Source organism: Sunxiuqinia dokdonensis, assembly GCF_001270965.1.
Classification (GTDB): domain Bacteria; phylum Bacteroidota; class Bacteroidia; order Bacteroidales; family Prolixibacteraceae; genus Sunxiuqinia; species Sunxiuqinia dokdonensis.
In genome coordinates this window covers 16,377-30,570 of the sequence record NZ_LGIA01000207.1, presented here as the reverse complement: position 1 = coordinate 30,570, position 14,194 = coordinate 16,377, and the positions used below count along the sequence as shown (strand labels likewise).

The following is a 14,194-nucleotide window of genomic DNA, read 5'->3' as shown; positions in this document are numbered from 1 at the left end:
TCTTGTTTTTTATCGAAATGGTCACCAATCACCAAACTGGTGCAGTCGGCTGTTAAACCACTGTGCAAGGCCGATGAAACGCGCGGTCCCAAATCCCGGCCAATGGATGAAGCCCCCATGAGGGCAATCTGTGGCTTTTGCTCTTCAAAAAGCTTAACCACTATTGATGTATGCGGCAAGGTGCTATATGGATAAAGGCGTTTGTCGTCGGCTACATAAACCGTGTCGACTCCGTAGGGAAAAATGTGCTTTTCAATGCCATCCAGATTGTGGCCAATCACAATGGCTTCCAACTGGCATTTCAGTTCATTGGCCAGCGAACGGCCTTTGGTCATCAACTCCTGGCTCACTTCAGCGACCTGACCATCTTCTATTTCGCAGTATACAAATATGCTGTTCATAATTGATTTGTTAGGGTTTAACCAATGGTGTGACTTTCGATCAGCTCGCGCATCAAATCGTCGATGTCACTGTCAGCCGAACTAATTACTTTTGCCTCTTTTGCCTGAAGAACAACATTCTCCACCGTTTTCACTTTCGTTGGAGAACCGGTCAGTCCAAGTTCAGCCTGATCCACTTCAATGTCGTTCACGGTCCATTCGGGAATGTTCAGGTAAGGACGATCACTATACAAATGCAGGTAATCTTCGTTTGAATTCTGCAATTCAGTCACGGTTTTGGCATGCTTGTACTTCATCAGCAACTTGGCGTTGCGGGCACGGCAATCAGCTGCCGAACCATTGACAGTCATGAGCATCGGCATCGGGCAGGAAACTGTTTCCACTCCGCTTTCCAAGCGACGTTTCATGAAAACCTTGCCTTTTTCAATTTTCTGGACTTCCTCGACATAGGTGACCTGAGGCAATCCCAGCTTTTCAGCTACCTGAGGACCAACTTGCGCCGTGTCGCCATCAATGGCCTGTCGCCCGGCCACGATCATGTCAACGTCCTTCATCTTTTTCAATACACGCGAAATGGCGTAGGAAGTAGCGAGCGTGTCCGAGCCGGCAAAAGCCCGGTCAGTGAGCAAAATCCCATCATCAGCTCCACGAAACATGCCTTCACGAATGATTTCGGCAGCACGCCCTGGTCCCATGGTTAAAATTGTTACGGTCGATCCGGGAAACGAGTCCTTGATACGAAGTGCCTGCTCCAGCGCATTTAAATCCTCCGGATTGAAAATGGCAGGCAAAGCTGCACGGTTAATTGTACCGTCAGCTTTCATGGCGTCTTTACCAACGTTGCGGGTATCGGGTACCTGCTTGGCAAGAACGATAATCTTGTAAGCCTTCATTGTATTTAAATTTGTCAGTTTTATTTTTTAGTTTTTATCCAAGCTTGTTCGTTGACCGGCACGGGGTGATTGCTGCCGGTTTCATTGCAAGGCAGGCAAATATAGCCAAACAAGCCAAAGATTTCAAGCACTGCCACGGTTCCCGATATTTCGGAGCGAAATTGGAAACCTACTTTCTTTACCCAAATATTGAAAAAGGAAAAAATAACTGGCCAAAATTGTTATTTCATCACGGTTTAAAACAATCAACCTGATTCTTCAAAAAATCATTTTTATCGCCAAAACAAAACTTATTTATAATCATTTTAATCTAGCCTGAACTAATTTAGAAATCACCTACTACAGCCAAAAACAATCCCAAGATTCGCTTGGCAAGCTGTTTCGAAAGGAATATATTACACAACACATTTCAAATAAAAAGTATTTTTTACTTTTGTATTGACAAGAACGGAAAACGTTGATAAACAACTTCCATAACCTTTACTTTATACTATTATGAAATTGAAACATCTCATCTTGATTCTTTGCTTTTATCCGCTTTTACTTACAGGACAAACCAATACGCCACTGCAATTATTTCACCTGTCCGATGTTCAGTTGTTGGACGGTCCGTTTAAGCAGGCCATGCAGACCGATCTGCAGTACATCCTGGAAATGGATGTCGATCGATTGCTGGCGCCGTATTTACGCGAAGCCGGCCTGGAACCCAAAGCCGAAAGCTATACCAACTGGGAAAACACCGGATTGGATGGCCACATTGGCGGCCACTACCTTTCGGCCCTGGCCATGATGTACGCCTCAACCGGCGATGCACGGATGAAAGAACGTATGAACTACATGCTCTCCGAATTAAAGCGTGCCCAGGCCCAACATACCGATGGCTACCTGGGAGGCGTTCCCGGCGGACGTGCCATTTGGGAAGAAATTGCCAATGGAAAGATTGATGCCGGCTCATTCAGTTTGAATAAAAAATGGGTGCCGCTGTACAACATCCATAAAATCTATGCCGGCCTTCGCGACGCCTATCTTTTTGCGGGAAGCGAACAAGCAAAGGAAATGCTTGTCAAACTGACAGACTGGGCGATTCAACTGGTGTCCAATTTAAGCGAAGAGCAAATTCAGGACATGTTGCGCAGCGAACATGGCGGTTTGAATGAGGTTTTTGCCGACGTGGCAGCCATCACCGGTGATGAAAAATACCTGAAGCTGGCCCGTCAATTTTCGCACCAGCATGTATTGGAACCACTGCTGCAACACGAGGACAAACTGACGGGTATGCATGCCAACACGCAAATCCCAAAAGTGATTGGATTCAAGCGCATCGCCGATGTTGACGGCGAAGAATCGTGGTCCGATGCCGCGCGTTTCTTCTGGGAAACGGTTGTAGATAACCGCTCCGTGTCCATTGGCGGCAACAGTGTCCGCGAGCATTTTCATCCGGTTGACGATTTTTCAGAAATGATTGCCAGCGAACAGGGACCTGAAACCTGCAACACCTATAACATGCTTCGCCTGACCAACCAACTGTTTCTGACCGAGCCAGACGGAAAATACATGGACTATTATGAGCGGGCCTTGTACAACCATATTCTTTCCACACAACATCCGGAGCATGGCGGTTTTGTTTATTTTACCCCGATGCGGCCCGGACATTACCGCGTTTATTCGCAACCGCACACCAGCTTTTGGTGCTGTGTGGGTTCGGGGCTAGAAAATCACACCAAATATGGAGAATTGATTTATGCGCACAGCGACAATGACCTCTACGTCAACCTATTTATTCCTTCAAGCTTAACCTGGAAGGATAAAAATGTGGAAGTCATTCAGCAAACCCGTTTTCCCGATGAAGCCAAAACTTCAATCACCATTAACCCCAAAAAGAAACAGGCTTTCAAACTGCACCTTCGCTACCCGGGCTGGGTGGCGGCAGGCGAACTAAAAGTTTCAGTAAACGGTGAAGAAGAAAATGTGACCGCTTCTCCGGGCGAGTTTGTGGTGATTGACCGACGCTGGAAAAAAGGCGATGTGGTGACCATGGAAATGCCCATGCAAACGCGCCTGGAGCAATTGCCCGATGGCAAGAATTTCTACACCATCCTCCACGGCCCCATTGTGCTGGCTGCAAAAACGGACACCACCCATATGATTGGCCTTTATGCTGATGACAGCCGTGGCGGACATATTGCTCATGGCGAAAAATATCCCCTGCAAAACATGCCGGTAATCATCAGTGAGCCGGATCAAATCCTTAAAAAAATCAAGCCGGTGGAAGGCGAATCGCTGACCTTCACCATTGACCAGGTGAAGCCTGAAAAATACAGTGATCTCAAGCTGATTCCTTTTTTCCGCCTGCACGAATCGCGTTATGTGCTTTACTGGCAAGTTGAAACCGCCGAAAAATATGAGCAAAAGCAAAATGAATTGGCTGCCGAAGAAGCTGCCAAGCAGCAGTTGGCCGCCCAAACCATCGACCTGGTTTTCCCGGGCGAACAGCAGCCGGAGTCGGATCATTTTATTGAAAGCGAAAATTCGCAAATCGGCGTGCACCAGGGACGCCACTGGCGCCATGCCCGCGGATGGTTTAGCTACCAGTTGAAAGACGAGAAAAAGGAAGCCCAAAAACTCCGCGTCATGTATTATGGCTTGGACAACAACCGGCATTTCAATATCCTTGTAAATGATCAGTTGCTTGCGGAAGTTAATTTGGATGGAAGTAAAGGTTTTGAATTTTTTACGGAAGATTACGCCATTCCCCAAGAAATTATTGAGCAATCCAATGGAAAATTTAAAATAAAGTTTGAGGCGAAAGTTGGGTCGATCGCCGGAGGGGTTTTCGAAGTGCGCCTGATGAAATAAGCAAGCTGCCAAAAGAAAATGATTTCATCGTTTTTTGTAAAAAGTACGAATTACTTTTATTATTTTTGAAGCAAATCCTAAATAGATAACTTATGAAGAAGAAGATGTTTTACACGTTCATGCTGCTATCATTATTCAGTTTGGGCGCCATTGCACAAACCACCGTCAATTTGCACACTGACCAGGCAGAAACAAAAATCAATGGCGAAATTTACGGACACTTTGCCGAACACCTGGGCCGCTGTATTTATGGCGGTATTTATGTGGGTGAAGATTCTGACATTCCGAATATCCGCGGATTCCGCGAGGATGTCATTTACGCATTGAAAGACATGAACATCCCCCTGTTGCGCTGGCCAGGAGGCTGTTTTGCCGACACCTACCACTGGAAAGACGGCATCGGCCCAAAACATGAGCGCCCATCCATGGTCAATGTCCACTGGGGCAATGTGACCGAAGACAACAGCTTTGGAACCCACGAATTCCTCGATTTTTGTGAGTTGATCGGCGCCGAACCTTATATCAACATCAATGTTGGATCGGGCACCGTTCAGGAAGCTTCGGAATGGGTGGAATATGTAACTTCCAGCAACATCAGCCCAATGACCGACTTGCGGAAAAAGAATGGCCGTGAAGAACCCTGGGATGTGAAATACTGGGGAATTGGAAATGAAAACTGGGGTTGTGGCGGCGAAATGACACCGGAATACTATTCAGATCTCTACAGACACTTCGCATCGTTTACCAAGGGCGCCAGTTACAAAATTGCCTGTGGTGCCAGCGACTACGACTACAACTGGACAGACGTGCTGATGAAAAATACCCAAAACAAACAACACCTGATACAAGGCCTTTCACTGCATTATTACACCATTACGCACAACTGGCAGAAAAAAGGTTCTGCCACTGGATTCGAAGAGGATGAATGGTTCCTCACCTTGTCCAAAACCCTGAAAATGGACGAGCTGATCAGAAATCACTCCACCATCATGGACAAATATGACCCCGAAAAACGCGTGGGCATGATCGTGGACGAATGGGGCACCTGGTTTGATGTAGAGCCTGGTACAAACCCCGGATTCCTCTACCAGCAAAACACCTTGCGCGACGCGCTGGTTGCCGGAATCAACCTCAACGTGTTCAACAACCATGCTGATCGGGTAAAAATGGCCAATATAGCTCAGGCAATCAATGTTTTACAGTCGGTTATTTTAACCAAGGAAGATGATATTGTGCTGACACCAACGTATTATGTGTTTAAAATGTACAGCGTGCATCAAGACGCCAACCTGATCCCCACGTTTTTAAAAACCAGTAGGTATGAATTTGACGGGAAATCTGTTCCCTCTGTAAATGTGTCGGCTTCTGAAAAAGACGGCGTCACGTCGATCACCTTTTGCAACTTGAATCCCAACAAGACCGAAAAAGTTGAAATCAACGTCGGCGGAAAAAACTTTGCAGACGCCAACGGACAGATTGTAACGGCTAAAAACATAAATGATTACAACGATTTTGGGCAAGAAGAAAAAGTGAGCTTGAAATCATTTGAGGTGAAAAAACCCAAAAATGGAAAATTGAGCATTGAGCTGCCCGCTAAATCGGTGGTGCTGGTTCAGCTTCAGTAAGCATAGGTTAATTGAAAAAAAACGGGAGCCAATTTGGTTCCCGTTTTTTTTTAGGCTATTCGCTATCACCTCTAATTTCTACCCTCCTGATTTTCCCTGAAATGGTTTTCGGCAGCGCTTCCACAAACTCCACAATTCGCGGATATTTATAGGGTGCAGTGGTATTTTTCACATGCTCTTGGATTTCCTTGACCAACGCATCTGATCCCGGTTGGTACTCGGGCGCCAGTACAATGCTGGCTTTCACCACCTGGCCGCGAACCTCGTCGGGTGCAGCAGTAACCGCGCACTCCACGACCGCCGGATGTTCCATCAAAGCGCTTTCCACCTCAAACGGGCCAATGCGATAGCCCGAGCTTTTGATGACATCGTCGGTACGGCCAACAAACCAGAAATAACCATCCTCATCGCGCCAGGCCAAATCGCCAGTATGGTAGTAGCCATCGTGCCAAACGGAACTGGTCCGCTCTTCATCGCGATAATATTCTTTAAAAAGGCCGACAGGAACTAGCTCGCTGGTACGAATAATAATCTCGCCAATTTCACCATCCTCACAAAGCCGATTTTCAGGATGCAGCAACTGAACATCGTAGGTTGGATTCGGAATACCCATCGAACCCGGTTTGGGCTCCATCCACGGAAAGGTGCCGATGGCCAATACCGTTTCCGTTTGTCCAAAGCCTTCCATCAAACGCAGTCCGGTTAACTTCAGAAAGCGGTTATACACTTCCGCATTTAGCGGCTCACCGGCTACCGTGCAATATTTTAGCGATGACAAATCGTATTTCGAAAAATCTTCGCGAATCAGAAACCGGTACACCGTGGGCGGCGCGCAAAAGGTATTGATCTTGTATTGGCTGATCACCTGAAGCATCTCGGCAGGATTGAACTTTTCATGATCGAAAACAAACACCGCGCCTCCGGCCAGCCACTGTCCGTACAATTTTCCCCACACGGCTTTTCCCCAGCCGGTATCGGCTACGGTCAGGTGCAGGTCGTTTTCTTTGATATTGTGCCAATAAGAAGCCGTCGTGATATGTCCCAGCGGATAGGTAAAATCGTGTGCCACCATTTTGGGGTTTCCGGTGGTTCCGGAAGTAAAATATAAAAGCGAGATCGATGAATTGTCCGAAGCAGCTTCCGGCCTTACAAAGGCGGGCGCTTGTTCCATTCCACGCGAAAAATCATCCCAGCCGTCGGGCACATCCGGGCCAATCGAAATCCGATGCTCAATGGTGGGCGATTCATCCATCGCCAAATCCACTTGTTCCAACACTTCAGCTTCGCCAACAGCAACAATGGCTTTTATGTCGGCTGAATTGTTCCGGTACACCAGGTCTTTCTTCTTCAACAAATGGGTAGCCGGAATGCAAACGGCACCCAGCTTGTGCAAGGCAATAATGGCAAACCAAAACTCAACCCGCCGCTTCAAAATCAGCATCACCTTATCGCCACGGCCAATGCCAAGTGTTTGCAGGTAAGCAGCCGTTTGGTCGCTGTACTTTTTTATTTCTGAAAAGGTGAAATCGCGGTGTGCTCCCTGATCGTTGGTCCACACCAAAGCCAGCTTTTGCGGCTCCAGGCGGGCATATTCATCCACCACATCGTAGGCAAAGTTGAAGTTGTCGGGGACTTGTATTTCCAGGTTCTTGGTAAAATCGGGCAGTCCGTCAAACTGCGCCTTTTTCAAATATCGTTCGCTTAATATCATTGTGCTGCTTTAAAAATCATGGCTAAAAATTTGGCTTCCTTTCCTTCGAGCGCCTGCATCCGGTGGGGCAACGACGAGTCGAACCAAATGGAGTCGCCTTCATTCAGAATGAGTTCCTTTCCGTTAAGCACCAGTTGCAATTTTCCGCTCAGCACCAGGTTAAACTCTTGTCCTTCGTGCTGATAGCCAGCGTCTGATTCATGGTCCGGATTGGGATCAACGGTGACCACAAATGGCTGGGCTTTTTTGTGGATAAAACTTTCGTTCAAGGCTTGATACCGGTATTCTTTCCGGCGCTCAACCACCGACCCGGTTCCTTTGCGGGTAACCGAATACGCATTCATATGCGGAATATCGCCCGTAAGCAGGGTGGTCAACTCGATTTGGTACACCGACGAAAACCGGTACAGAAAACTCACCGGAATATCCGACTGTCCACTCTCGTATTGCTGATAAAGCGCTGGCGAAATACCACACGCATGGGCACAATCGGCCTCCGAAAGGTTGAGCGCATCGCGCAAGCCCTTTAACCGTTCGGCAATTTGTTGAATTTCAATGTTCATCGTTAGTTGTGTTTTTTTTGAATAGGAGAATAAGCAAAATCTCTTTTTCTTCCATCCCTTAAAAATAGAAAATCCGTCGGAAAACAGGTCATCATTGCCCCACTCTATTGAAAAAGATTCGAATTCCGGCAAACGGGCGGATGCCGGATCCTTGATCAAATCTTTTTTCTTCTTCCAATAAATTCAGAATACGGATGTTCATCGAAACAAGGCAGGTCCCGAAGGTCGCAAGAAGCCAGCCACCAACCGATCAACCGGCGATCCTACGGTGACTTTCATGAATCGCCGTAACAAATAAACTGGTTGATGCACCAAACACTTCTGGTCTTTCACCTGTTTATCTCCTGATTTGGAAAATAAGCTTGGCATGGGTCATAAACCAGGCCGGCAAAAAAACAGGCTTCAATATGATACAACTTTTTAAAACAAAAATCGGTTGGCTACGCATTATCGGTTTCCTCGAAGGAATCTCATTGCTGGTTTTAGTCTTCGTGGCCGTTCCTATGAAACACGTCTATAACAATCCTTTCCTGTCCGAATCCCTTGGCCCGGTACATGGTGCCCTCTTTATTCTGTTTGTGCTTTACACCTTAAGTGTAAGCTTCGAACAAAACTGGCGATTCAGAACCACCACCTGGAAAGTACTGGCATCCAGCTTTCTTCCCTTCGGAACTTTTTACGTTGATTATAAAATTTTAAAAGGTATCAAATAACCGAAAAGGTCTTAAGTGAGCGTGGGAAAGCAGAAACGGAGTAGCAAAACTCATAAACGCTGGTTCCCCGCACCCGTCATTTTTTCTAAAAGAGTTTCAAAATATTGGATTTCATGATCACTTCGAAATTTTATACTCAATCATGTTTGAGCGAGTGGTTAAATTTGACTCAAACGGATTCTGTGCTTTCGACCGGTCTCCAATTATACCCAATACTTTAAATCCATTTCCAGACAACAGGCTTTTTTTAAAATCTTCAAAACTGACGAATTTGTTTGTCTTCATTGATTGATAGCTAAACGAATCCAATCGTAATGTTTCACTAACAATAGAATCTTTTAAGAGTATCAAAGGCCGAACTCCAAATCTAAAATCATCATTAAGCCCCCAATAGGAATCCTCATCTGAAAAAAACTGGAGAATGAAATTGTGCAACATCAGACCATCTCCTTTATTTTCGAACCTCACAATGATCTCTTCAGGAAAATCCGAACTTGTTTCTTTGAATTCAATTGAAAAACTGTAATTCGTCTGTTGGCTGGTACCGGCAATTTCATGTTTCTCCCGGGAATGGTCTTCCTGTAAGGTTACAGCGACTTTTTCAGCGCCACTTTCAAGCGATTGACAAATAGCCAGCATGGCCATGATGATGAATGCTTTTGATTTCATACTTTCTATTTTTTAAATATTTCAAAGGGCCTGTGAGCAAACCCGGAGGGTTTGGATGTTTATAGATACAAGGCTTATCCCAAAAGGCACGACCCCAGCCGGGGTCGAATTTCTCTTTACCATTCCCTTTCTACAAACATACGATGCCTCCGGCATCAGAAGCCACCAGGGCCAGGATGATTAATGCTTTTGATTTCATAGTTTCTTTTTTAGGTTTTATATGGTTAAAGCAGGATTGTAAATCCTGCCCAGCTTGCGACCGCTAACGTTAGTGCATATTCTGCAGAACGGGTTTTATAGCTCATTAAATTTTTTACAATATTCAATTTGTCCACTAAAGTCCTTTTCAATGTGTTTGATAATAGTCTCACACACATCTTTGTAATCATCCTCAGTTATTGGAGATTGTTCACTTCTCCAACCACCGTGAGAGAGGTCGTTTATAAGAGTATATGATTTTGTGTCATTAGGAATATTATATTTTATGTAATCTGCTATTCCATCTTTCGAAATATCAATATTTTGAAACTTGGTCAAAGTTTCAATTATGTGTCTTATCGAGTTTGCTGTTGTATGATTGGCGTTTTCCCCTTTTCTTGCAACGTTGTAAACATCCATTAAGTGATTGATGTAAGGAACTGTCAAATTGTTATTAAAGTCTTTTAATTCTCCTTTTTTCAAAAGCAGCTTTTTGTCAACGATATTGTTTGAAGTCAGGACACGCATAAAGTCATTGTTGTGAGTGAAGACGAATAGTCTTTCGCGTTTTAATTTGTCAATGATTTTAGAAATGTCTCGAATTACTCCACAAAGCGTATAAACATGGGTAAAATCCATACTTGAAATTGGATCATCAATTATGAAAAATAGCTTTTCATAATCATCTTCACTTTCCACTTTTAAATGAGTGTCACCAATGTAGTACGCAAATGCCACAATATTTTTTTCACCATCACTTAAAACGTCTCTTGCTTGGTCTTTTTCAAGTGCAGTTTTATAAAATATAAGTCTGAAAGTTTCTTCGTCAAGTGAGTATTTGTCTGAGAAGAAGTAGTTTAAAACAGTTTTAATTGTTGAAGCAACTTTTGCTCTTTTACTAACTTTTTGTTGTTCTTTCTTTATATTAATCTCATCATCAAGCGCTTTCCATTTTTTCCTCAATTGGAAAATGGTTTTAATATTCGTTTTATGCGTTTCAACTAAATTGTTGTAAGCGCATTTACAGATTTCTTTTCTTACAGATTTGTTTTCTTCACCTATCCTATTTTTCTTAGCATTTATTAGATTGATTTGCTCATTATTTGAGTCAATAGTATTATTCAGTAAGGTTTGATGCTTCTCAATATCTTCGATTATTGAATTTTCAATTGCAATTGGTTTGCTAATATCTTTGAGTTTTTCTTCTATTATTTCAATATAAGCCTGAATTGCTTTTTGCGCTGCGTCAACGTTCAAAGAACCTAATTCTACTTCTTCGCTTGATGGGATATATTTGGTTTTATATTCGTTAAAAGAGTTTATTCGTTTAGCATTATTGTTGTCAATAACTTTTAATGAAGCGATAAGATTTGAAAGAAATTCCGAATTTGCTTTGAATCGCTTTATTGTTTTTGATTCCGTGTCATTGATATATTTTGTGTAACTATCAATTAAATTAAGCGCACTTTCGCGTAGTTCTTGTTCGCAGAACGGACAGGTATTGTTATTCGTTTCTGACAGCAAAGTCATCCCTGTTTCAATAAATGACTGCTTGTTTTTTATTTTTTGTTTGAAATCTTCTGCTAACGAACTTAAAGAAAACTCTTTATTTAGATTTTCTTTTATTTCATTCAGTAATTTGAAATCGATATTAACCCTGTCAACAGTATTGATGTCTGATAAATTTTCAGGAACGGACTTGATTTTATTGTAGTCAGCAAAGAGTTCGTCAATGCTTTTTGAAACTTCGAATAATTCGTTCTCAATACCTTGAAAAACTGCCTTTGAACTTAGATAAGCATATTCACTAAGTCTTTTGATGTTTTGTATGTTGCTTATATTTTCCTTAACATAGGCGTCAATTTCTTTTTCAACTTGTTCCGATAGTTCTTTGCCTTCTTTTTCAATTTTAGCAAGTTTGTCTTCATCCTCTTTTAGGTCAATGTTGACCTTACCCAAAATGAATCCTTCAATATCGCTATCTTTTTCGTAGCCCAGTGCTTTGATGTTTTGCTCGACATAATCTTGATTAAATGTGTGATACAAATAATTAGTTTCTGGAATAGTCGGAATTTGTCCTTTTGTAATGGACATGTTGAAATCGTCTTTTACATTGCCGTCTTTGTCTGTAATCTTGAACGAAAAAGTTCCATTATTTTTTCCAAAAGTAAGAAGTTTGTCTGTTGGACTTTTACCATTTTCGTCTAAAGCTAACTCATCTTGTTTTTCCATTAATCTGAAAAGTCGACTTATAAAAGTCTTGCCACTACCATTATTTGCAAATACACCCATTTTTAATGAACTTGATTTGATTTCCCTAGTCAAGTTTTCAATTGGTGCAATGTTTTGGCACCTAATTATGGTTGTTATCTTATCGTCTGCCATGTTCTATTGTTGTTGGTTTTTTAGTTTCTTTTTGCAAACTTGTTCATTTATCGATTAAAGCTTTCTCAGCTCTAAATCACGGGATAGACAATCATAATTTTTCTGTCTTATAAATCCATATCATCGAATGGTTTTTTAAAGAAGCTGATACACTTGTTGAATATAGGATGCTAGTTTTGCTGGGCTGCATGGCTGGGCTTGATCGTTTTTCGCGGGTTCATAAATTCAGATTTTGTTTTCGATCCTACAAGTTATGGTTTTTATCCAAAATAATTCAGTTAATCGAGCATAATTTAGTTTCATTCAAAATAAGAAGGTGAAATTCCAAGTTCCATGTTTCAAATTCCAAGATCGGAATGCCTCGGGTGGCGTGATTTTTAATCGCGCCTGGTTTTAATCGTCGATTACGAATCGACGCGCCCGAAACAAAATTCAAGCAGCTTGCCGGCAGATCCTGATCCGGCGGATGACGGACAGGATGACTCGTTAAGCCGGCAGATCCTGATCCGGTGATTGACGGACAGGATGACTCGTAAAGCCGGCAGTATTTACCGCGTCGCACAGCGTTTGTTGGCTATAGCAACTCGTATTGATTGTATTTGGCTGGCTTGTTAGCTTATTCCCCGCTCGTGTTGAATGAATTGGCTGCCCCTTCAGCTTAAATGAGCATTCTTTTCATTTAAATGAGCGCCACTTCTATTTATTTGGCTGTCACTTCAATCTATTTCAGCGCATTGTTCATTCATATTGGCTTCGTTTTCATTTATCCAGGGGCTACGTTCATTAACATTGCCGCATTGTTGCATTACAATGCCACGTTGTTCATTGACACTGTTGTATTGTTGTATTACAATACCACGTTGTTCATTAAAACTGTTGTATTGTTGTATTACAATGCCACGGTTTTCATTGACAATGCCGTATTGTTGTATTACAATGCCACATTGTTCATTGAAACGGCTGTGTTGTTGTATTACAATGCCGTCGTTTTCATGAGAACCAATCGCATGTGGAAAAATTATCTGGCAGCTCCGGATCCAGCGGTTCACGGATCAGGAAGGCTCATCGGGTAGCGAGTATCGAGAATCCGGCATCCGGTCTAACTGCATGATTCGTCAATCCTATCCAATCATTGAAATCGTACACTAAAAGACAAAAAGCCATATTCAACTCCGTACGCAAAGTGTTTCCAAGAATCGTTGGGTGATTAAATTCATCATCAACCACCTCCCCCTGCGCTGCGCTTGGGGACTCCTCCTAAAAAAAGGAGGAGAAAGGACCCGGTGATTTCCCTGAGGCTTGGAGGCAAAAGCAAGCGCATTGATCCCAAACGGACGATCGGGTAATTGCCACTCCGAATATCAATCGGGCAGATAGCAGTGAAAGAAATTACAGAGAATTGTGTAATATAGCCGCTTCAAAAAAACAGTAAACCACAAGCAACATGGAACTCGTTATCAATTACATCAGTATTTTAGGTTCGTTTGCGCTGGCTATTTCCGGGGCGCTGACGGCCATGAAGAAACGTTTTGATCCGTTTGGCGTGCTGATCATCGCTTTTGTAACCGCCGTGGGTGGTGGCACCATTCGCGACATGCTGCTCAACGGCAAATCGGTGTTTTGGATCGATCAAACCTCCTACATTTACTTTATCCTGGTGGGAACCATCTTTGCCATTGTCTTTCAATCGAAGCTTTACCTGATTCACCGGCCACTGCTGTTTTTCGATGCCATTGGACTGGGACTGTACACCATTACCGGTGTGCAAATTGGCATTCAATATGAACTGGCTGCAGTAAACTGTGTCATTTTGGGAACCATTACCGGCGTGTTTGGCGGTATTCTGCGTGACATCCTGGTGAACGAAGTGCCGGTGATTTTTAAGAAAGAAGTGTATGCCACGGTTTGTATTTTGGGAGCGATTCTTTATTTGGTACTTTATCGGTTCGAGGTGATGAACCCGGTGTTGCAGTTTATTCCGGTGCTGTTTATTATTGGCCTGCGCTTGCTGGTCATTCATTATAATATTTCATTGCCTTCGCTCTACGCCGACGAGCGAAAAAAGAAACGAACAGACAAGTAAGCAGATCCGGCAATCAATCATCATTTGTCGTTGATGATGCCGGAGGCATCACCTATTTATAGCCCAATGCGCACCTGCCAGAAATTCGACCCCAGCT

At 43.3% G+C, this 14,194-nt stretch carries 11 protein-coding genes; 5 read left to right on the top strand and 6 right to left on the bottom strand.

Features of this window, described 5'->3' with window-relative positions; genetic code table 11:
• Both NC99_RS19660 and NC99_RS19655 read right to left on the bottom strand, forming a co-directional pair.
• The coding region (locus tag NC99_RS19660) for an electron transfer flavoprotein subunit alpha/FixB family protein (RefSeq protein ID WP_394330552.1) at positions 1-401 on the bottom strand (401 nt) is incomplete at its 3' end.
• 17 nt (positions 402-418) lie between these two features.
• Positions 419-1,294: an electron transfer flavoprotein subunit beta/FixA family protein gene (locus tag NC99_RS19655; RefSeq protein ID WP_053188034.1), complete on the bottom strand. Its 876-nt coding sequence runs from the start codon at positions 1,292-1,294 to the stop codon at positions 419-421.
• A 495-nt stretch (positions 1,295-1,789) separates the two neighbouring features.
• Here NC99_RS19655 and NC99_RS19645 point away from each other — a divergent pair, with 495 nt between their 5' ends.
• Entirely contained in the window at positions 1,790-4,150 is a 2,361-nt protein-coding gene (locus NC99_RS19645) for a glycoside hydrolase family 127 protein (RefSeq protein WP_053188028.1), read from the top strand.
• Positions 4,151-4,242: 92 nt separating this feature from the next.
• The gene (locus tag NC99_RS19640) at positions 4,243-5,775 is read left to right on the top strand and encodes an alpha-N-arabinofuranosidase (RefSeq protein WP_082326599.1); all 1,533 of its coding nucleotides are present in this window, start codon (positions 4,243-4,245) and stop codon (positions 5,773-5,775) included.
• A 55-nt stretch (positions 5,776-5,830) separates the two neighbouring features.
• Here the strand turns inward: NC99_RS19640 and NC99_RS19635 are convergent, their stop codons facing one another.
• Together NC99_RS19635 and NC99_RS19630 are read right to left on the bottom strand one after the other, a co-directional pair.
• A complete protein-coding gene (locus NC99_RS19635; RefSeq protein ID WP_053188025.1) occupies positions 5,831-7,486 on the bottom strand; it encodes an AMP-binding protein in 1,656 nt (551 codons plus the stop codon).
• Positions 7,483-8,049: a helix-turn-helix domain-containing protein gene (locus tag NC99_RS19630; RefSeq protein WP_053188022.1), complete on the bottom strand. Its 567-nt coding sequence runs from the start codon at positions 8,047-8,049 to the stop codon at positions 7,483-7,485. Before NC99_RS19630 ends, NC99_RS19635 begins: the two co-directional genes overlap by 4 nt.
• Before the next feature lie 407 nt (positions 8,050-8,456).
• Here NC99_RS19630 and NC99_RS19625 point away from each other — a divergent pair, with 407 nt between their 5' ends.
• A complete protein-coding gene (locus tag NC99_RS19625) occupies positions 8,457-8,762 on the top strand; it encodes a DUF3817 domain-containing protein (RefSeq protein WP_053188038.1) in 306 nt (101 codons plus the stop codon).
• A gap of 117 nt (positions 8,763-8,879) precedes the next feature.
• Here the strand turns inward: NC99_RS19625 and NC99_RS19620 are convergent, their stop codons facing one another.
• Both NC99_RS19620 and NC99_RS19615 read right to left on the bottom strand, forming a co-directional pair.
• Positions 8,880-9,431 (bottom strand): hypothetical protein, encoded by a 552-nt coding sequence (locus tag NC99_RS19620; RefSeq protein ID WP_053188019.1) that lies wholly within the window; start codon positions 9,429-9,431, stop codon positions 8,880-8,882.
• A gap of 294 nt (positions 9,432-9,725) precedes the next feature.
• Complete coding sequence (locus tag NC99_RS19615) at positions 9,726-12,014, bottom strand: AAA family ATPase (protein WP_053188014.1); 2,289 nt, start codon at positions 12,012-12,014, stop codon at positions 9,726-9,728.
• A gap of 683 nt (positions 12,015-12,697) precedes the next feature.
• On the opposite strand from NC99_RS19615, the gene NC99_RS19610 reads away from it, so the two are divergent.
• Positions 12,698-13,087 carry a hypothetical protein gene (locus NC99_RS19610; protein WP_053188011.1) on the top strand — a complete coding sequence of 130 codons (390 nt, stop codon included), beginning with the start codon at positions 12,698-12,700 and terminating at the stop codon, positions 13,085-13,087.
• Positions 13,088-13,458: 371 nt separating this feature from the next.
• Positions 13,459-14,097: a trimeric intracellular cation channel family protein gene (locus tag NC99_RS19605; RefSeq protein ID WP_053188008.1), complete on the top strand. Its 639-nt coding sequence runs from the start codon at positions 13,459-13,461 to the stop codon at positions 14,095-14,097.
• Positions 14,098-14,194: the final 97 nt, after the last annotated feature.

Excerpts from the sequence above, each read along its gene's own strand:
- NC99_RS19640 (WP_082326599.1), top strand. The coding sequence starts at position 4,243 with ATGAAGAAGAAGATGTTTTACACGTTCATGCTGCTATCATTATTCAGT.
- NC99_RS19655 (WP_053188034.1), bottom strand. The coding sequence starts at position 1,294 with ATGAAGGCTTACAAGATTATCGTTCTTGCCAAGCAGGTACCCGATACC.
- NC99_RS19620 (WP_053188019.1), bottom strand. The coding sequence starts at position 9,431 with ATGAAATCAAAAGCATTCATCATCATGGCCATGCTGGCTATTTGTCAA.
- NC99_RS19610 (WP_053188011.1), top strand. The coding sequence starts at position 12,698 with ATGAGCGCCACTTCTATTTATTTGGCTGTCACTTCAATCTATTTCAGC.
- NC99_RS19630 (WP_053188022.1), bottom strand. The coding sequence starts at position 8,049 with ATGAACATTGAAATTCAACAAATTGCCGAACGGTTAAAGGGCTTGCGC.
- NC99_RS19645 (WP_053188028.1), top strand. The coding sequence starts at position 1,790 with ATGAAATTGAAACATCTCATCTTGATTCTTTGCTTTTATCCGCTTTTA.
- NC99_RS19615 (WP_053188014.1), bottom strand. The coding sequence starts at position 12,014 with ATGGCAGACGATAAGATAACAACCATAATTAGGTGCCAAAACATTGCA.
- NC99_RS19635 (WP_053188025.1), bottom strand. The coding sequence starts at position 7,486 with ATGATATTAAGCGAACGATATTTGAAAAAGGCGCAGTTTGACGGACTG.
- NC99_RS19625 (WP_053188038.1), top strand. The coding sequence starts at position 8,457 with ATGATACAACTTTTTAAAACAAAAATCGGTTGGCTACGCATTATCGGT.
- NC99_RS19605 (WP_053188008.1), top strand. The coding sequence starts at position 13,459 with ATGGAACTCGTTATCAATTACATCAGTATTTTAGGTTCGTTTGCGCTG.